The 21,981-nt window shown below is 62.2% G+C and carries 13 protein-coding genes; 4 read left to right on the forward strand and 9 right to left on the reverse strand.

From position 1 onward, the window contains the following. Window positions 1–357: 357 nt before the first annotated feature. Window positions 358–2,826 (forward strand): TonB-dependent receptor, encoded by a 2,469-nt coding sequence (locus tag AD663_RS08100; RefSeq protein ID WP_053213535.1) that lies wholly within the window; start codon window positions 358–360, stop codon window positions 2,824–2,826. A 125-nt stretch (window positions 2,827–2,951) separates the two neighbouring features. Here the strand turns inward: AD663_RS08100 and AD663_RS08105 are convergent, their stop codons facing one another. The 5 genes from AD663_RS08105 to pvdM form a co-directional block, all read right to left on the reverse strand. Further along, window positions 2,952–7,097 carry a non-ribosomal peptide synthetase gene (locus AD663_RS08105; protein ID WP_053213536.1) on the reverse strand — a complete coding sequence of 1,382 codons (4,146 nt, stop codon included), beginning with the start codon at window positions 7,095–7,097 and terminating at the stop codon, window positions 2,952–2,954. A gap of 37 nt (window positions 7,098–7,134) precedes the next feature. Beyond that, window positions 7,135–8,793 (reverse strand): cyclic peptide export ABC transporter, encoded by a 1,659-nt coding sequence (locus AD663_RS08110; protein ID WP_053213537.1) that lies wholly within the window; start codon window positions 8,791–8,793, stop codon window positions 7,135–7,137. A 273-nt stretch (window positions 8,794–9,066) separates the two neighbouring features. After that, window positions 9,067–9,942, reverse strand: a complete 876-nt coding sequence (locus AD663_RS08115; RefSeq protein ID WP_053213538.1) for a formylglycine-generating enzyme family protein — start codon at window positions 9,940–9,942, stop codon at window positions 9,067–9,069. Between the two features lie 19 nt (window positions 9,943–9,961). Then, a complete protein-coding gene (locus tag AD663_RS08120; protein WP_053213539.1) occupies window positions 9,962–11,242 on the reverse strand; it encodes an aminotransferase class V-fold PLP-dependent enzyme in 1,281 nt (426 codons plus the stop codon). Further along, entirely contained in the window at window positions 11,239–12,609 is a 1,371-nt protein-coding gene (gene pvdM / locus AD663_RS08125; protein WP_053213540.1) for a pyoverdine-tailoring dipeptidase-like protein PvdM, read from the reverse strand. The genes AD663_RS08120 and pvdM overlap by 4 nt, the downstream gene beginning before the upstream one ends. Before the next feature lie 378 nt (window positions 12,610–12,987). Between pvdM and AD663_RS08130 the strand changes: the two genes are divergently transcribed. Further along, window positions 12,988–14,610 (forward strand): PvdJ/PvdD/PvdP-like protein, encoded by a 1,623-nt coding sequence (locus tag AD663_RS08130; protein ID WP_157062710.1) that lies wholly within the window; start codon window positions 12,988–12,990, stop codon window positions 14,608–14,610. Between the two features lie 194 nt (window positions 14,611–14,804). On the opposite strand, the gene AD663_RS08135 is transcribed toward AD663_RS08130, so the two are convergent. Beyond that, a complete protein-coding gene (locus AD663_RS08135) occupies window positions 14,805–15,131 on the reverse strand; it encodes a DUF6124 family protein (RefSeq protein WP_053213542.1) in 327 nt (108 codons plus the stop codon). 666 nt (window positions 15,132–15,797) lie between these two features. Between AD663_RS08135 and AD663_RS28250 the strand changes: the two genes are divergently transcribed. Beyond that, window positions 15,798–16,205 carry a DUF6088 family protein gene (locus AD663_RS28250; RefSeq protein WP_083455116.1) on the forward strand — a complete coding sequence of 136 codons (408 nt, stop codon included), beginning with the start codon at window positions 15,798–15,800 and terminating at the stop codon, window positions 16,203–16,205. Continuing rightward, window positions 16,186–17,148: a nucleotidyl transferase AbiEii/AbiGii toxin family protein gene (locus AD663_RS08140; RefSeq protein ID WP_003179659.1), complete on the forward strand. Its 963-nt coding sequence runs from the start codon at window positions 16,186–16,188 to the stop codon at window positions 17,146–17,148. The genes AD663_RS28250 and AD663_RS08140 overlap by 20 nt, the downstream gene beginning before the upstream one ends. Before the next feature lie 55 nt (window positions 17,149–17,203). Here AD663_RS08140 and AD663_RS08145 read toward each other — a convergent pair whose 3' ends face one another. From AD663_RS08145 to AD663_RS08155, 3 genes are read right to left on the reverse strand one after another with little or no spacing between them, the layout of a single operon-like run. Then, on the reverse strand, window positions 17,204–18,598 hold the full coding sequence (locus AD663_RS08145) for an efflux transporter outer membrane subunit (RefSeq protein ID WP_053213543.1): 1,395 nt from the start codon (window positions 18,596–18,598) through the stop codon (window positions 17,204–17,206). Window positions 18,599–18,608: 10 nt separating this feature from the next. Then, window positions 18,609–20,570 (reverse strand): MacB family efflux pump subunit, encoded by a 1,962-nt coding sequence (locus AD663_RS08150; protein WP_003179664.1) that lies wholly within the window; start codon window positions 20,568–20,570, stop codon window positions 18,609–18,611. After that, window positions 20,571–21,722 carry an efflux RND transporter periplasmic adaptor subunit gene (locus AD663_RS08155; protein ID WP_003179666.1) on the reverse strand — a complete coding sequence of 384 codons (1,152 nt, stop codon included), beginning with the start codon at window positions 21,720–21,722 and terminating at the stop codon, window positions 20,571–20,573. It abuts the gene before it with no gap. Window positions 21,723–21,981 lie beyond the last annotated feature (259 nt).

Consider the following 21,981-nt stretch of genomic DNA (forward strand, 5'->3'; position numbering starts at 1 on the left):
CGAGTGTTCACAGCTTTGGTATTGGCGGTGTTCATTAAAAAAGCCGGCGCCCATCAGCGCCGGCCTTTTTTAACTTTTTACGCGAATGATAAATAAACTCATTCCGGTTTCATGCCGGTGCTGCGTCTTACAAAGGTATGTGGGCAAATCGGGTCGGGCAGGGCTGCCCAGGCGCCGGATGCGTCCAGCAAAAACTTTGTCGTCGTCCAGCCGGATGACCGTGCCCGGGGAGGGGCCGGTCGGCCATGCACTGGCGCATTGCCGTGAGGCAATCGACAGCGCGGGTTCACTTGTGCGGGCGAGCGGCGGGCCATTTGGCCCCATGGACTTTCACTTCTACCAATAATAGAGAGCACGATGTCGGCAATTCATGAGTTGAAACCGCTGTTCAAGGCACTCGTCATGTCCCGCGGCCTGCGTTCGCGTCGGGTGTTGACCGGTTTGGGGTTGGTCTGCGTAATGCCACTCAGCGCCCAGGTGATGGCTGAAGACGTCAGCATCGACATTCCTGCGCAATCGCTACCGCAGGCATTGCAAGCGTTCGGCCAGCAGACCAACCAGCAAGTGATCTACAACGCCGCCGATATGGCCGGGCTGAAAAGCACCCGCGTCAGCGGCAAGATGAGCCCGCAGGCGGCCATCGCCGAATTGCTCAAGGGCACCGGCGTGCGCTACAGCCTCGAAGGCAGCACTATCATGCTGGTGCGAGGCTCCGCCACCACCGGCATGGAGTTGGGCGCAACCACCATCAACGCACAGCAATTGGACGCGACGACCGAAGGCAGCCACTCATACACCAGTAACGCCGTGACCATCGGCAAGGGCACCCACACCCTCAAGGAAATTCCCCAGTCGATCACCGTGATGACGCGCAAGCAGATGGACGATCAGAACCTGGTCAGCCTCAAGGACGCGGTCAACCAGACCACCGGCATCGTCGGCCTGCAGGGCGTCGGCCAGGGCATGATCCTGTCTTCCCGCGGTTTCCAGATCGATGACTGGCAATACGACGGTGTGCCGATCCCGCGCAATACCTATTCGCTGGGCAACTGGGCGACCCAGGACCTGATTTTCTTCGACCGCCTGGAAGTCATGCGCGGCGCCTCCGGCCTGCTGCAAGGCACGGGCAGCCCTGGTGGCGCCATCAACCTGGTGCGCAAGCGTGGCCAGAGCGCACCGACCGTGACCCTGACCGGCAAGGCTGGCTCGTGGGATCACTACGGCCTGCAATTGGACGCTGGCGGCCCGCTGAACGACGCCGGCAACATTCGTGGTCGTGTCGTCCTCGACGAAGACCAGAGCAATTCCTTCGTTGACCATACGTGGAACAAAACCCACTCGATGTACGGCGCGCTGGACGTCGACCTGAGCGAAGACACCACTCTGGGCTTCGCCGTCAGCCAGTCCAACGGCGAGTCGCGCGGCAACATCCGCGGCCTGCCACGCTACGCCGACGGCTCGATGCCGGACGTGTCGCGTTCGACCTACACCGGCGCGCGCTGGAACCGTTCCGATATCGACGTCACCACCCTTTATGCCGATCTGGAGCATCGCTTCAACGAGGATTGGGCCTTCAAGGTTGGCGCTGTGCATATGTCCGAAGACAACCAGGCGAAAAACCAGCGAACGCAAAATGGCAGCGTGGGCCTCAACCCGAATGGCACGGGTGTGCAATACGCCGACTTCGTGACCGATTTCCAATCCACCAAGGTTGGCCTGGACATGAACCTGTCCGGCAAATTCGAAGCCTTGTCGATGCAACAGGAAGTCATGCTGGGCAGCAACTTCTCCCAACTGGAGACGGACGATAAATATGCCCGCACGTTCAACAACAGCAGCGACTCGATCTTCGACCTGAATAATAATCGGCCGGAGGTCAGCTACGACAGCTTGGTCAACGCCTCGAACGGGCGGGGCACCCTCAGTAAATACGACATTCGCCAGAAAGGCGTGTACGGCACCTGGCGCGTCAAACCGGTCGACGACCTGACGCTGGTGTTGGGTTCGCGCGTCAGCTGGTACGACTTCAGCTACAAATCGAAAACCCAGACGGCGAGCAGTATCACCGGCAATGCACCGAGCACCGCCACCGAGACCGGCGTGGTTACGCCCTACGGCGGTATCATTTATGACCTGAGCCGTGAATGGGCGGTGTATGCCAGCTACACCGACGTATTCCAGCCGCAAACCAACCTCGATACCAGCGGTTCGGTGCTCAAGCCAATCGTCGGCACCAACTACGAAGTCGGCCTCAAGGGCGAGCTGATGGACGGTCGGGTCAATACCTCCATGGCTGTCTTCCGTTACGACCAGGAGAACCGTGCCATCCCCGTCGCCAGCTGCACGGGCGTGAACTGCTCCGCTGCTTCGGGCAAAGTGCGTAGTCAGGGGATCGAGGCCGAAATCAGTGGTGAAGTGATAGATAACCTGCAGCTGTTCGCGGGCTATACCTACAACACCACCAAGTACCTGAAAGATCCGAGCAATGAAGGCAGTGTCTTCAGCACCTGGACGCCGAAACATATGCTGCGGGTGTGGGGCAACTACCAGTTCACCGGCGACTGGAACCGTGTCAGCACCGGCCTGGGCTTCACCACCCAAAGCCACACGATGGTCTACGACTATGATCGCGAGGTTCCGGGTTATACCGTTTGGAACGCTCGTGTCGGCTATCGGATGACGTCGGAGATCGATCTGGCGGTCAACCTGAATAACCTGTTCGATAAGACCTACATTGCCCCGGGTTACAACCAGCTCAATGGCAACAACAACTTTGGTGATCCGCGTAATGTGATGTTCAGCGTGAAGTACACCCCGCAGTTCTGATTCACGTGCGCACAAAAAAACCGACCCGCCTTGTGCGGGTCGGTTTTTTTATGGCTGAAGGGGGAGTGTGCAAGCACCTGAGGCAGCCCAAAACCCGTGGTGAGCCACAATGACCGTGCCTGACGCTACTTACAGCCCAGAAAGACCTCGACCAGCGAATCAAGCAATCCATCGTCGAAGATCATGCTGCGATGACGCAACGGCGAATACACCGAGCATTGCAGCTGCCCCGTCAAACTGTGTTCCTTAATCAACCCTTCGCAAAAAGCCAACTCCTCCGGGGTCTTTTCCGCCTGTGTCCACCAGCAGCTCGGACGTACCCGTACCGGCTTGAAAGTGAACCCATCGAAGGCCTCCAACAACCGGTCATGCACCGAAAACGCCTGGGCATTCATGACCTCATCCTTGACGCTCTGCACGATCGACAGCAAGTCGCCTCGCTCCGGCTCGATCTGGCTGGCGGCCCATTCATGGAATGCCTGGACCGTGCTGTCGGGGTGCTGTTGCCGGTAAGCCGCCGTGCGGTCCGTGAGGGTCGGAAACAGCAGGTCGAAGTATTCGATGGCTTCGATCAAGTCCTGGGAGGCCGGGTCGGCTTTTTCCGTGTCCGGTAAATGCCGATGACGCGGCAACGCTGCGGGATACAGTTGTTCCGGAATCGTGCTGTCCACCAAGCCGAGGAAATTCACCGTGTGGCCCTGGCTTTCCAGCATGGCGGCGATGTCCATGGCGATGGCGCCACCCAGTGACCAGCCCATCAGATGATAGGGCCCTTCGGGCTGGGCCTTGACGATTTCCTGGCTGTAATCGGCGATCATCTCGCCCCAGGCTTCGGGCCCTGCATGGGGTTCGCTGAAGCCGCGATGCATGACGCCAAACGTGCGCGCACGGTGTTGGAGTTTGCGTGCCAGTGGCTGGTAGCAGAACACGATGCCCCCGCTGGGGTGCAGGCAAAATAGCTGCGGTGCGGTGGCGGGGGCGTTGTTCAATTCGACCAGGCATTGAGTCTGCTCCCGGTGCTTGTGCGAAATGAACAGCGCCAGTTCGGCGATGCTCGGGTTGGCCAGCAGTTCTTGCAGCCGCACGGTGATGTTCAGGCGCGCCTTGAGGTTGGCAATCAGCTCGATGGCGAGGATCGAATGGCCGCCCAATTCAAAGAAGCTGTCATCGATGCTCACGCGCTCAACCCTGAGCGAATGCTGCCAGAGCTGCGCAAGGGCTTCTTCCAACGGCGTGCGCGGCGCGACGTATTGGCCATGCCAAAGGCCGGCATCAGGTTCTGGCAAGGCCTTGCGGTCGAGCTTGCCATTGGTATTGAGCGGGAAGCGATCGATGAACAGCAGGTGACTGGGCACCATATAGTCCGGCAACTGGGCTTTGAGGGCGTTCAACACGCTTTCGCGTAACTCGGCCGTGGACGGTTGCGTCGCGATCACATAGGCGATCAGTTGCAGGCCGCCCGGGCCTTCATGGGTCAGTACCGCGCAATCCTGGACTGCCGGCAGCGTTTGCAGACGTGCCTGGATTTCCCCCAGTTCAATGCGGAAACCACGGATCTTGACCTGATGATCCAGGCGCCCGACGTATTCGATGCTGCCGTCGCTGCGGTAGCGGGCAAGGTCGCCGGTGCGATACAGGCGTCCACCCGGCAGCGGGTCGAACGGATCGGGGATGAAGCGGCTGGCGGTCAAGTCGGCGCGCTGGTGATAGCCGCGCGCCAGGCCGGCTCGACCGACATACAGCTCACCGATGCAACCCTTGGGCACCGGGTTCAGATGAGCGTCGAGCAAGTACCAGGACAGGTCGACGATAGGCTCGCCGATAGGGCTCGCCGCCTCGCGGTGCAGGTCGTTCATCGACAGCGGCCGCCAAGTGACATGCACCGTGGTTTCGGTGATGCCATACATGTTGATCAACCGTGGCGTCTGGTCCCCGAAACGTTCAAACCAGGGACGCAGGCTTTGCACGTCAATCGCCTCGCCGCCAAAAATCACCTGGCGCAGTCGGTGGACAAGCGGCTGCCCAGGCTCGCACGCGACTTGCAACAACGACTTGAAGGCCGAGGGCGTCTGGTTGAGCACCGTGACGTTTTCCTGGCAAAGCAGGGCATAAAAATCCTGCGGCGAACGGCTCACGGCGTAGGGCACGATGACCAGTCGACCGCCATGCAGCAGGGCGCCGAAAATCTCCCACACGGAAAAGTCGAAGGCATAGGAATGGAACAGGCACCACACATCCCGCTGGTTGAAACTGAACCAGTGCTTCGTGGCCTGGAACAAACGGTTGACGTTGTGGTGCGCGAGCAATGTGCCCTTGGGCTTGCCGGTCGAGCCTGAGGTATAGATCACGTACGCCAGGTTATCAGTGTCCATCGGCACATCCGGATTGTGCTCGGGACAGGTGCCATCGGCATCGACCGAATCCAGCAACAGACAATCCATGCCGGCGGGCAGCGCAAGCGACTCAAGCAGATGCGCCTGGGTCAGGACCTGCGTGACGCCACTGTCCTCAATCATGTATGCCAGGCGATCGGCCGGGTAGGCCGGGTCCAGCGGCACGTAGGCGCCGCCGGCCTTGAGAATGGCCAGCAGGCCGATGATCATCTGGGGCGTGCGCTCCACCGCGATGCCGACCAACACGTCGGGCCCAACGCCTCGCTCGATCAGCCGATGGGCCAATCGGTTGGCCTGTCGGTTGAGTTCGCCGTAGCTCAGGTGCTGCCCTTCAAACGTCAGGGCAATCGCGTCGCCCGAGGTAGCGGCATGGCTTTCGATCAAGTGGTGCAGGCAGCGCTCACGGGGCAGTTGGGTCGGCTGGCGGTTCCAGTCGCTGAGGGTTTGCTGACGCTCGGTGGCACCCAGCAATGGCAGTTCACCGAGTGCGCGCTCGGGCGTCTCGATCAGGCCTCGCAGCAGGTTTTGCCAATGCTCGGCCATGCGCTCGATGGTCGTTGCCTGGTAAAGATCGCGGCTGTACTCGAAGGTCGCCACGATCTGTTGCTGTGAGTAGTCGACGTCCAGCGACAGGTCGAACTTGGCTTGGCTGTCTCCGGTATCGAGAAACTCCAGCACCAGCTGGCCTTGGGTCGGCGCTGGCGGTTTGGGCGAGCTGGTGCGCCAGTTGAACAAGACCTGGAACAGCGGATTGGAACCCTGGGCGCCAGGACGTTGCAGTTGATCGAGGATCAGCTCCAGCGGGTAGTCGGCATGTTCCAGCGCGGCGAGGGACTGCGCGCGCAAATCCCGAAGAAAATCCAGCCCGCTGCGGGTCGAGTCGATTCGCGCGCGATACACCTGACTGCTGACGAAAAACCCCACCAGGTCCTGGCTTTCATGGCTGTTGCGGTTGGCGTTGGGGACGCCGACGGTGAAATCACTCTGGTTGCTGTACCGGCCCAGCAACAATTGCCAGGCACCCAGCGCCACCACGAAAGGCGTCAGCCCCTGGCGTTGGCAGAACGTGTCCAAGGCCTGGGACACTGCGGGGGCAAGCGACAGATGCACGCGGCCGGCCATAGGTTGATGACTCGCGGCTCGGGGAAAATCTTGTGGAAGTTCCAGCGCAGGCAGGTCATGTCCCAGGTAGCGACTCCAGTATTCGCCACTGCGCTGGCAGGCCGTGCTTTGCAAATACGCGCCGCGTTGGTGGGCCGCATAGTCGGCGTATTGCATGGACAACGGCGGCAGCGCTGACGGATCGCCACACAAGGCCTGCCCATAGGCCTGGGTCATGTCCTGCATGAGGATCGTGTTGGACCAGGCATCGGAGACGATGTGGTGCATGTTGAGCAACAGCACATGTTCGTCATCGCCCAGCCCGAGCAGCGTTGCGCGCATCAGCGGCGCCTGGGTGAGATCGAAAGGTTGCCGGGCATGGCGCTCGATGCGCGCTGACAGCGCCACGGCCCGAGCCTGCGGATCGAGTGCACCGAGGTCCTCGCGGTGCAGAATGAGCTGGGCATTGCGCTCGACCACCTGGGTCGCGGCGCCGTCGATTTCAGCGAACGCAGTGCGCAGGATGTCGTGGCGGTCGGTGACGCGATTCAGTGCCTGCTCCAGAGCATCGGCATCGAGCGCGCCGGTCAGGCGCAGGGCCCGGGGCAAGTTGTAGGCCGAGCGGCTCGGATCTCTCTGCTGCTCCAACCACAAGCGTTGCTGGGCGAAGGACAAGGGGGCGCGATCGAGCCGGCTACGGTGGGTGCGGGCGTGCAAGTCGCCGGCAACCTCATCGAGCAGCAGCGTCAGCAGATCATCATCTAGCAATTCGTTCATGGTGTTCTCGCGGTAAACAGCATTGCGTCGGGCAGGTTCAGGCAAAGGCTGCCGGGGCCTTTTCACTGACGACCCGACCTGCCTGCATCCGGACCAATTGGTCGGCGATGTCGAAGTAACGGTCGTCGTGGGAAATGACGATGATGGTTTTGCCCAGTGCTTTCAGTTCCGGCAGCAGTTCGGTATAGAAAACGCGGCGAAACACCGGATCCTGGTCAGCGGCCCACTCATCGAAGACCAGCACCGGGCGTTCTTCGAGCCAGGCGTTGAGCAGCGCCAGGCGCTTGCGTTGGCCGGTGGACAGATCGGTGGTGCTGAACGCGCCGTCCCGGACGCTGACCTTATGGGCGATTTCCAAACGCTCCAGGTAGCGGTTGGCATCTGCCGGCACCTGTTGATCGCCCTGGACCAGCTCATCGAACAGGTAGTAGTCGGCAAAAATCGTGGTGAACAACTGGCGGTAATCGTCCCGTCGGGCGGCCGATACCGGCTCGCCATCCAGCAGGATTTCGCCGCCCTGGGGCGCATAGAGACCCAGCAGCAATTTGATCAACGTGGTCTTGCCGCCGCCGTTCTCGCCGACGATGAAGACGATGTCGCCTTGGGTGATGGACAGGTTGACCGGCCCAAGGGCGAAGGGTTGGCTGCCGTCGACTGCCGGGAAGGTGTAGTGCACGTCCCGCAACTCCAACTGCTGGAGCGTCGGCTTGGCGGCACGCGTGTCGTTGAGCAGCAGGTGCGGCTCCGGTGAGGAAAACTGCTCGGCCAGCTCGGCAATGCGCTTGAAGGCGATGTTGGCCCGGCTGATCACCGGCAGGGTCATCACCAGGTATTCCAGCGGGCCCTTCACGTACAGCAGCACCAGCACGAAGCCGCTGAGCACCGCTTTATCCGTGCCCAGCCACAGCGATTGCAGGGCCAGGACCAGGCCGATGACCACGAAAAACAGCATCGAACCGAAGGTCTTGGCCACCACGAACGTATTGACCGAACGGATATTGGTGGCGCAGATGTGGTCGGCGGTGGCTTCGATGCGCTGGCTGAACATGCGTTGGCGGCGCGGACGATGAATGCGCAGCTCCTTGGCGCCGGCGGCAATCGCGCTGTAGTGCTTTTGCAGCGCGTCCTCGGCCTCGCGAGCTGCTTCGAACCCCCGGATGCCACGGGCTCGTGCGACGTATTGCACGACGGTGCCGATGACCAGCGCCACCAGCAGCAGCAAGAACATTGGCAGGGACAGGTAGGCCAGGTATCCCAGGCAACCGAGGGTCACGGTGAAGGCGATGGCCAGCGGTGCGAAAGAAAACGCAAAGTTGCTGACGGTGTTGACGTCGTGGGTCAACACCGGGATGAGCCGATGGCTGCGATAGCGTTCGATCTGCTCGATGGGTGCCAGCAAGACTTTCTGGCCCAGGGATTTGCGCAACCCGGCAATGATGTTCTGGCCGACATGGTTGGTGCCGATGTCCGAGAGAATCGAGGTCAACAGCGCCACCGCACAGAGCCCGGCGAACGTCGCCAGCATTCGGGGCGTGGGCGTGGTGGCGGCGTTCAGGGCGTCGTTGATGGTTGCCAGCAGGGCGGTGATGCTCAGGCCGCCCAGCATGCCCAGGACGATGGAGCCCAGGACAATCAGCCGGAAGGGTTTGAGCAGGCTGAACAGTTCATTCATCGCCCCGCGTGTTGGTTGGCTCATGGAGGTTTCCCTGCTTGATGAAAAGGGCGAAGCCCTTGGCGGGTGTTCACCTGAAGGCTTGGAAGGCGCGGGCATGCCGGTTGGATCGTGCCCGTTTGTAAAACGATTGTCGGCGCAGGCGATTTAACGATTGATAGCCAGAGAAACACGTCGTGGCGAGGGAGCTTGCTCCCGCTGGGCTGCGCAGCGGCCCCAAGATTTTGCGGTCGCTGCGCAACCGAGCGGGAGCAAGCTCCCTCGCCACGGAGGCCTGTCTCAGCGGCATCAGCGGGGTCACATGTCCCGCGCTACCCGGAACCCCAGCCAATCGCCCCTGGCATCGGGGTACACCGCGTTGCGGTTGCCCGAACGGGAGAACACCGGCGCTTCGCCCCAGTCGTTGCCACGGATACGCCGCGCCTTGCAGTCGCCGCTGAGCCAGGCGCTGCCGTCGCTTGGAGCGTCGACGTAGTTTTCGTTGTAGCAATCGGCCGTCCACTCGTAGACGTTGCCATGCATGTCGTAGACGCCGAAGGCATTGGCCGCGAAGCTGCCGGCCGGTGCGGTGAAGTTGTAGCCGTCGGCCGCGCCGTAGGTGTTGGCGTGTTGGGCGATGCTGTACGGCTTGCCTTCATCGAACGGGAAGGGGAACGGGCCGGTGCTGCCGCCACGTGCTGCGTATTCGCGCAGGGATTCGCTGACCAGCCGGTACTGTTTGCCGGTTTTTTTTGACAGCCACGCGACGTAGGCGTTGGCCTCGGCGAAATCCATGCACACCGCCGGGTGTCGGTCGGTGTATTGCTTGTGTGGGTCGCTGCCCTGGTAGTCGGGGACGCCGGCCTTGCACGCGCGACCGGGGCGCTTGTCGCCGTCGGGCATCGAGTAGCCGCTGTCGCGCAGATAGGCGAACCACTCGCCTTTCAACACCTGGAAACGACTGATCGCCAGCGGCTTGGCGAAGGTCACCGGGTGCATCGGGCCTTCGTCCGGCTCGCGGCCGACCTCATCGTCGGGGGTGCCTATCTGGAACGTGCCGGTGGGCAGCACGACCATTTCCGGGCAGTCCTTGCAGTCGCGGAACACCTGGCCCGGTTGCGAGGCCTGGGCGCCTGAAGGCAGCAGGGCGGCGAAAACCAGTGCTGGAAATAGCTTCAACGAAGAACTGTTCATCCGTCTCTCTCGATAAAGGTCAGAGTGTTTTGCTTAGCAAGCCCATGAAACGGTCGATCTCGGCTTCGTTGTTGAGCAACCCCGGTGCGGTGCGGATCACCGGCCCTGCGTCGCGGTGCACAGCGTCGGCAATCACTCGGTTCTTCATCAGGTAGCCGGCGATTTCATCGCTCTCGCGACCCTTGATCCGGAAGAAGGTGAAACCGGCCGACAGCTCCGGGCTCAGGGGTGTGACCAGCTCGATTGGCGGCTTCGCCAGCAGATGTTTTTTCAGGTAAGTGTTGAGGGCATGGATGCGCGCTTGCACGTCGGACTTGCCCAGTTGCAGGTGCAGCTTGAACGCCTCGTCCGCGGCCCAGCGATGCTCGAAGGCGTGGTAGCCGCCCGGTGTCATGGTGGTGGAAAACGCCGTGGCTTCGGAAAAGGTCGGGATGATCGGCGTGACGTACTTGACCTCTTCGCTGCGGCTGCACACCAGGCCGGTGCCCCGTGGGCCGAACATCCATTTGTGGGTGCCGGCGATGAAGAAATCGCAATTCATGGCTGGGAAACCGAGGTCCTCGACGCCGAAACCGTGCACACCATCGACCACGTAAATGATGCGCTGCTCGTCGCTGCGGCCCTGGTTGTGCTTGTCCACCAGCGCGCCGATCTTGCCGATGGGCAACTTCACGCCGCTGCCCGAATGCACCCAGGTCATGCCCAATACCCGGGTTTCGGGGCGGATATTGCGGTCGATGGCCGAGAGGATTTCTTCCTCGCTGGCGTCATGGGCCTTCTCGAACAGTTTGATTTTGCGCACCCGGGTGCCTTCGCGCTGGGTGCGCAGGCTGAGAATGGTGTGGGTGGCGTAGTGTTCGTGGGCCGTGGTGAGGATTTCCTGGTCGGCGCCGACATGGACCCCGCCGTAGATCATGGCCAGGCCCTCGGTGGTGCTGCCGGTGAGGGCGATCTGTTTCGGGTTCGCTTGCAGGTAACGACCAGCCCAGGCCCGCACGTTTTCTTCACGCTCCTCAGTGACGCCCAAGTCCCAGTCCATCAACAGCCCGGGGTTTTTATCCAGGGCGGCGCGGTGTTTTTCGATGGCCTCGCGTACCGGGCGCGGGTGGGTGGTGACCAGGAAGTTGGAGAAGTGCAGGTAGTCCGGGTCCTGGTCGAACAGCGTGCGCAATTGCGCCCATCTGTTGCGCGGCAATGGCGGCAGCGAATCGGCGACGGCTGTGGTTGGCAGGCTGGCGGCCAGCGGCAAACCGGCGGCGAGGATCCCGGCTTGCTTCAAGAACGTCCGGCGTTCATTCATGGCTGGACGGCCTTCTGGGTCGAGGCGACGGCGGGCCGGGCGGCTTTCTGGACCTGATCCCAGACCCGCAGGAAATTGCCGCCCCACAGTTTGGCGATGTCGGCTTCCGAGTAGCCACGGGTCAGCAGTTCGGCGGTGACGTTGCGGATGTCGCCGACGTTCTCCCAGCCTTTCACGCCACCGCCTTCATTGAAGTCCGAACTGATGCCTACGTGGTCGATGCCGATCTTGCGCACCGTGTAGTCGATGGCGTCCCCCAAGTCCTTGAGGCTGGCCTTGGGTTCCTCTTCGAGAATGCCGTAGAGCTGGCCAGCGTATTCGCCGAATTTCTGCTCAGGCCACGCGGCAATGATCGGGTCGCCGGGCATCAGCGCCATGGCGAGGTTGGGCAATGGCGGCAAGTCGAAGCGTTCGCGCAGGGCGTTGAGCTTGTCCTGGGTTTTTTGCGTCAGCGGGCGCAGGTACTGCGAGAAACCGACGATCTGCACCACGCCGCCACTGGCCTTGATCAACTGCATTTCCTTGTCGCTGAGGTTGCGCGGGATGTCCACCATTGCCCGTGGCGCCGAATGCGAGGCCACCAGTGGCGTGCGGCTCAGGTGTGCGACTTGCTCCAGGGCCAGGGTCGACATTTGCGACACGTCGATGATCACGCCGAGGTCGTTCAGGCGTGTGACCGCTTGCTTGCCGATATCCGACAGGCCGCCGAGGGCGTCCGGCGAGTCGTTGAAAAACGGCAGTGGGCGAGACGAATCGGCCCAATCGTTGTTGCCGATGTAGCTGAAGCCGAACATGCGCATGCCCCGCGCCGTCCACAGGTCGAGCAGGTTCAGGTCGTGGCCGAGGGGGTAGGCGTTGAGCATGCTGATGAAAATCGCAAACTTGCCTTCGCCATGCAGGCGGCGAAAATCATCCGGGGTGTAGGCGATGGCGACCTGGTTGGGGAAGTCGCGGACCATGCCGCTGATGATCTTGTAGCGCACCTCCTGCTGGTTGCGCGCCTCTTCGACGAAACCGGCGGTGGGCTTGTGCGGCGCGTTGGGGCCGTTCCACAGCTCGGGCCAGCCGAAGATCGTCAGCGCGGCGCCGGACAGGTGACCGCGATTGGCTTTCACCAGGTCGAACTGGCCTTTGCCATCCTTGTCGGCCTCATTGCCGGCGGTGCCGAAATCCAGCGGCACGGTGATGTGGCTGTCGAAGGAGAGCAGGCGCTCATGCAGCTCCCGGGCTTGCTTCATCACCTTGACCGGGTAGCCGGGGTTGTCCCGCCACCAGTGATCCCAGGCTGCCAGGCCGCCACCCACCACCAGTGCCAGGACCAGGGGCACGCCAGTGAAAAGAGCCTTTTTCGAACGTGGTGTTGTCATTGCCGATCTCAGTCAGGTTCGCCGCGGGGGCCTTTGCTATCTGGGGAGAACGAGTGATCGGCGGGGAAATTTAGGTGGCTTAAAGGGCCGCTTCGCGAGCAGGCTCGCTCACACAGTGGGAATGCGGTCACCTGTGGGAGCGGGCTTGCTCGCGAAAACGGTGGGTCAGTTTGCATCAATGTTGGATGTGCCGACGCCTTCGCGAGCAAGCCCGCTCCCACACTCGCTCTGTGATGTACATAAATTCGGTGTCCAACACAAAACCTGTGGGAGCGAGCCTGCTCGCGATGAGGCCCTCACAGCCTCTATAAATTTGTCGGCCCGCCCATCGTCCTAGCTTGGATAAAGCCCGCCCCAGGGCTGGAAACAGGTAAGGCAATGACGATTTCTCGACGATGGTTCATGGCAGGCCTGGCGCTGACCGGTGCCGCCGTGCCTGCGGTGTATTACGGGCATCGCGAACTGACCCGGCCGGACCCGACCATCACCCCCGGCGAAGCCTCGTTCGATGTGGCGGACGTCGCGGGCCAGCGCCTGGCCAATACGCTGCGGGGGATCTGGACAATCCGTTTCACCGGCCGCGACGCCGGCCTCGACGGCTTGCCCCGGGACGAACTCCAAGTGTTTCTCGACATTGGCCACAAGGGCCGTGGCCTGGTGGGATGCCTCGACACCGCCGAACGGCTGCGCGCTGGTGAAGAGCCGCGCTATCGGGTGCTCGGCGATCTGGCCGGCACCGACCCCAAGCAACTGAGTTGGCGACTGATCCGGACCGAGGCCTCGGATGGCGCGCCGGACTACGAATTCGCCATGACCCTCGACGAGGTCTGGGCCGGCTTCGGCAATGCCGGCCCCGCGACCCTCAGCGGTAAGGTGTTGCGGCTGGATCGCCCGTTGGCCCTGCCTGAGCTCGACAACCAGTTCGTCGCCCGCAAACAACCGTTCCCCGAGGCCCGCGAGCGTACGCCGCTGAGCCCAGCATTGCTGGCTTGGCTGGTCTCGCCCGAGCATCGGTTGTTTCACCAGCTCTGGCATGCTTCGCGGGACAAGTGGCACAGCCTGGACGAAGACAAGCGCAACGCCTTGCGCGGCATCGGCTGGCAACCCGGGCCCAGGGATCAAGAGCGCGATGCCCGTGGGCCGCGCAAAGACCGCAATGGCTCGGGCATCGATTTCTTTTTCATGCACCGGCGCATGCTTGGCACGGCGCGTTCCTTTCAGCCGCTGCCGTCATGGTCGCGTTTCCCGTTGCCGCAACCGGAACTGGAACGCGATCGCCTTGGCTTCGCCCGCTATTTCGATAACCACGACGGCACGGCGCTGCCGCCGACCTGGCTGGCCAGGGGTGACGAGCAGTACGCGCAATGGGTGAGTGACATCAAGACCGCCGAGACCTATCACAGCAATTTCCAGGTCTGGGAATCGCGCTACCGCGACCCGCGCTATCTGTCGAAACTCACCCTGGGCCAGTTTGGCTCGGAAGTGGAACTGGGCCTGCACGATTGGTTGCACATGCGCTGGGCCTCGGTGCCGCGTGACCCGTCCAACGGCCACCCAGTGCCGTTCGCCCGCGACCCGGCGGACTTCGCCCAGCGTTGGTACGCGCCGGAAAACGACTTCCTGGGCGATCCCTTCTCATCCCACGTCAACCCGGTGTTCTGGGCCTTCCACGGCTGGATCGACGACCGCCTGGAAGACTGGTTTCGTGCCCATGAACGTTTCCATCCAGGCGAAGTGAGCCGCTTGCAAGTCAACGGCGTGCCCTGGTTCGCCCCGGGCCGCTGGGTGGAAATCGGCGACCCCTGGCTGGGGCCGGACACCCACGGCTGCAGCACCACGCCAGGCCTGCAAATCGGACGCTCGGTGGAGATGGACCCGGAAACCATGAAACTGGCGCTGCGCATCACCTTTGGCAGCGACGACGACAAGCTCTCGAAACTGTTCCGTCGCGTGCCGCAACGGCCGTGGTATGCGCGCAACCTCAAGAGCAAACCGGTGTAAAACCCCGCCTGACCCAAAAACTAAAGCGAACGCAGTTGTGGCGAGGGAGCTTGCTCCCGCTGGGCTGCGAAGCGGCCCCCAAACCAGCCCCCTCAAAAAACATCTGACCCACCGAGGTGCCGGCCATTGGGGCTGCTGCGCAGCCCAGCGGGAGCAAGCTCCCTCGCCACGGGTGTCACTGGGCTTGAGTGCGTTTAGCGCGGTGCAGCGATGTCCAGGGCGCGGTTTGCCAACAGTTCACCCAGCTCGATCATCTGCTGGATCCCCAGCGCAAAGTGCCGCCGCGAGCCGTCCAGTTCGAATGCCAGCTCGCTGGCCATGACATTGACCGAGGCGAGGGTTTCGCTGAGGTTGGCCAGCAGGCATTCCATGTCCGCACTCTCTGCAACGGTGAACAACTGGCCCGGTGGCGGATTGGGTTTTTCAGGTTTGGGGTCGAGGTAAAAGGCGAGGGCGCGGTCGGCGGCTTCGTTGAGTTTTTTCGAATCGTCTTCGGGGGGATTGGGGGTGATCCTGAACATTGTGCAGCTCCTAGTATTGGTTTCAGGAGCCGACACTATCGCTACCAAACGATGGGGTGGCGGCCGTACGCGGGTTGGTAGACCGGAGCACTAGGAACCCGGCGCGCCCGAAGACGCCCTGCGCACGGCCACCATGAAACAGACACCGAGAAAGCATCTGTAGGAGGTGGCGCTTGCGCCTAGTTGACTCGCGGGCTACCAAACCCGATCGCTGACATCAGCGACCCGGAAACAATAAAAGCCGCGAGCCAGGCGCACAAGCCGGCGGATTCTGGCGCAGTTGTAGGTAACGGCGCAAGGTGATGTAGCCTGGCTCGGGAGTCCTACATGGCCGGATAAACAGAACCAAAGCCGGACAACATTTATGTGGAGAAGAATTATCCGTGGCGAGGGCGCCAGCTCGCTCCACAGGTTGCTGTGCCTGGCGCCTGTTCACGCAAAATGGCAGCGTCCTGCGCCATTGCCCACAGCTGCACCAGAATCCTCCGGCTTGTGCGTCTTGGGCTTCATCGGTAGGTTGAGTTTCGTCGCTGCGGTTCTCTGAGTTGGCCTGTATCCCCTCGGCTGATCTATACTGAGCAGGTATGAGCACGGTTTGTATTAAAAAATCTATATAAAACAGTATGTTGTGTGTTGTTTGGACATAGGTGCTGTCTGAGGTGAGAAATGATTATCGAAGAGCGTGTCAGGAGATCAATCGCCTTGCGAAAGGACGACGTGTTTCTGCGCTCTGAATTTTCCAAATTCGGCAGCCCCGCACAGGTATCCCGAGCATTGCGTCATCTGGTGGCTAGCGGTGTATTGGTCAGACTTGGCGTTGGCGTCTTCGCAAAGGCTAAAACCAGTGTGCTCACCGGTAAGCCAATCCCGATACGTCCACTTGAAGTTCTGGCGCCTCTGGCTTTGCAAAAGCTTGGCGTGAAGATCACGGCGGGGCGCGCGTTGCGTGAATATAATGCCAGCGATAGTTTACAACTACCCGCCGGCGTTGTTTTTGATACAGGGTCACGCCGTATTAACCGGAAGCTCGGCTTTGGTGGGCGCTACGTAGTTTATGAAAACCATCACGCCTGATCAGGTTGAGTTAATTGATGCGGTACTGGCTGAAGTTGACGTCGGTTTTCTGACCGCTAGCATCCTGGAAAAAGACATCCATGTAACCGATGCCTTGCAGCAACTGATGGGAATACAATTCCCGGGCATTCGATTAGTGTTTTGCGGTGGGACGAGCTTGTCAAAGGCCTATCGATTGATCGAGCGTATGTCAGAAGACGTTGACTTGAAGATCGTATGGGATGAGTCGAGCATGTTCAGCGCTTCGGCTCAAAAGCGACACCTCAGCCAGTTGAAGGCTGAGGTGTCCCAAGCGCTCGCTAGGCTTGGCTTCGAAGAAACCGTGGACGCGCGTATTGCCCGGAATGAAAACCGATATTTCTCCAGTCGTTGGCAATATGCACCCCAATACCCGCACGACGTGAGTTTGCGTCCTTATCTGAGCCTCGAACTGACCGCACGAACTCCCGAGTTCGAAATGACCCTGCGACCGCTGGAACACCTGGTCGATAGACTTGCCGCAAAGCCTGGGTACATGGGAAGTATTCTTTGTGTAGCGGTTGAAGAAACGCTTTCGGAAAAAGTAATTTCATTTCTTCGGCGTTATGCCCAACACCAGGCCGGAGCTATGCTTCAGCCGTGGGACGATACGTTGGTGCGTCATATCTACGATATTTATTGCATCAGTGTTGACGATCCTGCAGTCAGCGAACGAGCCGCCAGCGGTTTCAAAAAGCTGGTTGAATTCGATGCCGCTGAGTTTGGTCGACAGTTTCCTCCGTTCGCTGCCAATCCAGGAAAGGTCATGCAGGGAGCTTTGGATCAAACAAGCTCGGACGCGGCGATTCGTGGCCAATATGACGCGAGGCTGATGCCGCTGATTTTTGGATCCGTCCGCCCAAGCTTCGATGAGGCTTTTGCTGTGTTTCGTGAGCATGCCGAGGCGTTAATTCGGACTCTTTGAATTATTGGTCAGATTAGTTGGCCCCCGCTGCGCTTGATGTCATTTGGCTTTAGCCTTACATCCCCCGCCAACCCCCACCCAACGCCTTGTACAACGTCACACCCGCCTGCACCCGCGCCAGCTTTAGTTGCACGTTCATATCCTGGGCTGCGTAAAGGGTGCGTTGGGTTTCCAGCACGGTGAGCAAATCCTCGGCGCCGGCCTGGTAGCGGCGCTGGGCGATGTCGAAGGCGGTCTGGGCCTGGTGCAGTTCTTCGGTTTGCCACTGCCGTTGCTGGTCGAGGCCGTTGATGCTGTTGAGGGCTTTTTCGACGTCGGCGAAGCCGTTGATGATGGCGGCTCGATAGAGCTCCAGCAGTTCTTCCTGGCGTGCGGTGGCTTTGTCCCGTTCGGCCTTCAAGCGGCCGTTATTGAAGATTGGCGTGGCGAGGCCGGCGCTGAGGTTGTAGACGTTGTTGCGCAGCAAACGGTCGGCGATGTCGGCGCCGGTGGCCAGGCTCAGGCCCAGGGTCACGGAGGGCAGCATGGCAGCGCGAGCTACGCTGATATCCGCCCGGGCGGCGCTGAGCCGTGCTTCGGCGGCGGCGATGTCGGGGCGCCGGCGCATCAGTTCGCTGGGTACTCCGGCGTCGATGGAAGGCCAACGCAGGCGGTCAAAAGGTTCGTCGTCGAGCCTGACCGACTGCACCGGTTGCCCCAGCAAAGTCGCCAGGGTAACCAAGGCCTCCCGTGCCTGTTGCTGCACCTGGGACAACCGGCGTTGCTGCGCCGCCACCAGGCTTTTTTGCTGGGACAGTTCGAGGGCCGTGGCGCTGCCGGCATCGTAGCGGGTTTGCACCAGGTCGAGCACACGCTGGGCGTTGCCCAGGTTTTGCTCGGCGATGCGCTGTTGTTCGCGCAGGGACAACGCCTGGGTGTAGCTGTTGGCGACGCCGCTGAGCAGGGTCAATTCCACGGTCGCCCGGTCAAACTGGCTGGCGGATAAACTGCTCAACGCACTGTCGCGGGCCGCCCGTTTACCGCCCCAGAAATCCAGCTCATAGCTGGCACTGAGGTTGGCGTCGTAGTAGTCGATGGTGCGGTTTTCCCGATCCACATCCAACTGGCTGTAGCCCTTGCCTCGCAGCAGTTCCTGGCGATTGCCGTTGAGTCTGGCCTGGACTTCCGGTAGCAACGGCGCGCCGGCGATCACTGCACTGGCCTGGGCCTGGCGAACCCGGGCCATGGCGGCGGCCAGGTCATGGCTGTCCAGGCGCGCCTGTTCGATCAAGCGGTTCAGCTGTGGACTGCCAAACTGTGTCCACCATTGCGTGTTATCGGCGCGAGCGCTGGGCGCGTCGAGGTTCTGCCAGGCCAATGGCGGTTGGATGCCACTGTCCGGTGCCGGCGAAGGCGTGCCGCAAGCCGCCAGTAACAGGCCGGCGGCCAGGAGGGCCAGGTGCGTTTTCATAGGATGAGGTTCATTCACTGGTGAGGGCCGCGACCGGGTCGAGGCGGGCGGCCTTGCGGGCCGGCATGAAGCCGAAGACGACGCCGGTGACCAGGGCACAGCCGAAGGCGCCGAACACCGCCAGCCATTCGAACGCCACGGCGATCTTGCCCAGCACCAACGCGCCGCCCACCAGCAGGGCCAGGCCGATGCCCGCCAGCCCGCCGACCACCGAGAGCATCACCGCTTCGGTGAGAAACTGGCGCAGGATGTCGCGCTGGCGAGCGCCAGTGGCCATGCGAATGCCGATCTCCCGGGTCCGTTCGCGCACGGTCATGAGCATGATGTTCATCACGCCGATGCCACCCACCAGCAGCGAAATCGCCGCGATGGCTCCTAGCATCAGTGACAGCGTGCCCTGGGTGCGGGCCTCGGCCTGGATCATCGCGGCGTTGTTGGTCAATTCGAAATCCTGCTGGCCGTCATGCAGGCTCAACAGCGTGCGAGAGACGGCTTGCTCGGCCTCCTTGACCTTGCCCGCGTCCCTGGCGGCGATCACCACATACTCGGGGTGACGCGTGCCGAACAGCCGCACACTGGCGGCGGAGTAGGGCACGGCGATGCGGTTGTCGGCGTCGGAATCTCCGGAGCTGGCGCCTTTTTCGGCCAGTACCCCGACGACCTGGAACGGCACGTTTTCGATCAGGATGTAGCGGCCGATGGGGTCGGCGACGTCCTTGAGCAGCTTTTGCCGGACCTTGTGGCCGATCACCGCAATCGCTGCGGCGCTGCGTTCATCGGCGTCGGTAAAATAGCTGCCCTGGGCCACCGGCCAATTGAAGATGATCGGGAAATTCGTGTCGTTGCCGCCCACGTAGCTGGTGTGGTCGAGGTTGCCGAACCTCACATTGGCGTTGGCACCGTTCACCGGCATGATGCGCTGCACCTCGGGCAGGGCGGCGAGGGCGCTCAGGTCATGTTCGCTGATGATGCCCTTGGCGGCGCGCGGATTGGGCGCGCTGCCGTTGAGGTAGATGATGTTCGAGCCGAAGGCGCCCATCTGGGCCATGACCTGGCGCTTGCTGCCTTCGCCCACCGCCAGCATGACCACCACCGAGGCCACGCCGATGACGATGCCGAGCAAGGTCAGGGCGGTGCGGAAGCGGTTGATCCACATGACGCGCCACGCCGCCTGCACCGCGTCGATCAGTTCACCTTTCCAGGCGCCGTTGTGTTCGCTGCCGGCACTCAGGCGCTGGCGCAGATCCACGGCTTGCAATGCCTTGGCGTTGGCCTGCGGTGCGGCGGTGGCGCTGTCGCTGATGATCAATCCGTCGCGGATCTCGATGATGCGCTTGGCCCGGGCCGCCACTTCACGGTCGTGGGTGATCAGGATCACCACGTGGCCCTGGCTGGCCAGTTCATCGAGCAACGCCATGACTTCAATGCCGCTCTGGCTGTCGAGGGCGCCGGTGGGTTCGTCGGCGAGGATGATATGGCCGCCGTTCATCAATGCCCGGGCAATCGATACCCGTTGCTGCTGGCCGCCTGACAACTGGTGCGGACGGTTGCCGGTGCGGCTGGCCAGGCCCAGGCGTTCGAGTAGGGCGCTGGCGCGGGCGTGACGCTCCACGGCGGAGGTGCCGGCATAGATGGCCGGCATCTCGACGTTTTCCTGGGCGGTGCCGGAGGGGATCAGGTGATAGCCCTGGAACACGAACCCGAACGCTTCGCGCCGCAGCCAGGCCAATTCATCGCTATTCAGGTGGGCGACGTCTTCACCGGCAAAACGGTACTCGCCGGTTGTGGGGCGGTCGAGGCAGCCGAGGATGTTCATCAGGGTGGATTTACCGGAGCCGGACGCCCCGACAATCGCCAGGAACTCCCCGGCGTGAATGGACAGGTCGATGCCCCGCAGCACCTCCACCCGAGGGCTGTCGCCGCCACCGTAGGCCTTGCGAATGTCCCGCAATTCGATCAGGGGTGTGTTCATTCAGCCCCCGCTGCCGGTGGCTGGGCCGATCAGCACCTGCTCGCCCTCGCGCAGCCCGTCGAGCACTTGGGTGCGCAAGCGATCACTGACGCCGGTGCGCACGGCACGCGCCTGGACATCGCCATTGTCGGCCAGCACTTGCACCTGGCCAGCGTTGTCCTGCAACGCGGCGGTCGGCACGGTCAGCACGCCTCGCGCCTCGGCGGCGACGAAGAAGACTTGGGCGGTCATGTCGGTCATCAGCGTGCGGTCGGCATTGTCGACATCGAGCAGCACGGTATAGAGCACCACCCGTTCGCTGCCGCTGCGGCCACCGGTGGGGCTGCCGCCCTGGCTGGCCTCCAGCGGGCGCGGCGGCACCGGCAGGATCTGGCGCACAGTGCTGCTCCAGCGCCGGGTGCCGCCTGACAACGTGGTGAAATAAGCGGTCATGCCGGGTTTGACGTGACCGATGTCCGCTTCCGAGACTTCGGCCCATACCGTCATCGGCGTCAGGCGGGCGATGCGCAGGATCAACGGGGTTTGTTGCTGGGCGTTGAGGGTCTGGCCTTCCCGCGCGCCGACAGCGACCACGGTGCCGCTCATGGGCGCGTAGATTCGCGTGTAGCCCAACTCGGCCTCGTCACTGCGCAAACTGGCCTGGGCCTGACGGATCTGGGCCTGGAACATGTCGATGCGCGCCTGGGTCGCCCGCACCTCGGCCTGGGCGGTCTGCACGTCTTCCTCGCGAGTGGCGCCGCCGGCCTTGAGTTGCTGCTGGCGGCGAAATTTCTGCTGCGCCAGGTCGTGCTGGGCTCGTTGTTCCTGGAGTTGAGCCTTGAGGTTTTCAATCGAGAAACGTCCGGCGTCGAGCCGGGCTTTTTGCGTGGAGGGGTCGATTTCGACCAGCAACTGGCCTTCGCGCACTTCGTCGCCGGCTTCTACATGGATCTTCTGGATCTGCCCGGACGCCTGGGCGCCTACGTCCACGTAGCGCCGCGGCTGCAGGGTGCCCAGGGCGGTGACGCTGTTTTCGATATCGCCACGGCTGACGGGCGCGATGGCAAGCGGCGCACGGCTGGGCGCAACCGCTTGCCACGCGGCGAACGCCACGGCCGGAAGCAGGGCGAAGGTTAAAAGCCAGGCGCGTCGGGTAGGGCGGGGACGTTTCATACAGGGTTCCGGCCGGTGGTATCGGGCCCGTCCCAGGAAGGGCAGGGACGGGAGGCTGTTCTGGTAGACGAGCGCTTGGGGCGGGAATTTACTGGTTTGGAGCACTGGGTAGCAGGTTAACAAATCAACTGAAGCGACCCCCGATCCCCGTGGCGAGGGAGCTTGCTCCCGCTGGGGCGCGAAGCGGCCCTGAAGCCTGAGTCCCGGATCCTCCAGGTTCAAGGGGGACGTCTGTTTTGGGCCTGCTGCGCAGTCCAGC

Source organism: Pseudomonas sp. Q12-87 (assembly GCF_001269755.1).
In the GTDB taxonomy this organism is placed as follows: domain Bacteria; phylum Pseudomonadota; class Gammaproteobacteria; order Pseudomonadales; family Pseudomonadaceae; genus Aquipseudomonas; species Aquipseudomonas fluorescens_S.

Coding starts and splice junctions, on each gene's coding strand:
- AD663_RS08110 (WP_053213537.1), bottom strand. CDS start 8,793: ATGAGCCAACCAACACGCGGGGCGATGAATGAACTGTTCAGCCTGCTC.
- AD663_RS08120 (WP_053213539.1), bottom strand. CDS start 11,242: ATGAATGAACGCCGGACGTTCTTGAAGCAAGCCGGGATCCTCGCCGCC.
- AD663_RS08130 (WP_157062710.1), top strand. CDS start 12,988: ATGACGATTTCTCGACGATGGTTCATGGCAGGCCTGGCGCTGACCGGT.
- pvdM (WP_053213540.1), bottom strand. CDS start 12,609: ATGACAACACCACGTTCGAAAAAGGCTCTTTTCACTGGCGTGCCCCTG.
- AD663_RS08150 (WP_003179664.1), bottom strand. CDS start 20,570: ATGAACACACCCCTGATCGAATTGCGGGACATTCGCAAGGCCTACGGT.
- AD663_RS08135 (WP_053213542.1), bottom strand. CDS start 15,131: ATGTTCAGGATCACCCCCAATCCCCCCGAAGACGATTCGAAAAAACTC.
- AD663_RS08100 (WP_053213535.1), top strand. CDS start 358: ATGTCGGCAATTCATGAGTTGAAACCGCTGTTCAAGGCACTCGTCATG.
- AD663_RS08145 (WP_053213543.1), bottom strand. CDS start 18,598: ATGAAAACGCACCTGGCCCTCCTGGCCGCCGGCCTGTTACTGGCGGCT.
- AD663_RS28250 (WP_083455116.1), top strand. CDS start 15,798: ATGATTATCGAAGAGCGTGTCAGGAGATCAATCGCCTTGCGAAAGGAC.
- AD663_RS08105 (WP_053213536.1), bottom strand. CDS start 7,097: ATGAACGAATTGCTAGATGATGATCTGCTGACGCTGCTGCTCGATGAG.
- AD663_RS08140 (WP_003179659.1), top strand. CDS start 16,186: ATGAAAACCATCACGCCTGATCAGGTTGAGTTAATTGATGCGGTACTG.
- AD663_RS08155 (WP_003179666.1), bottom strand. CDS start 21,722: ATGAAACGTCCCCGCCCTACCCGACGCGCCTGGCTTTTAACCTTCGCC.
- AD663_RS08115 (WP_053213538.1), bottom strand. CDS start 9,942: ATGAACAGTTCTTCGTTGAAGCTATTTCCAGCACTGGTTTTCGCCGCC.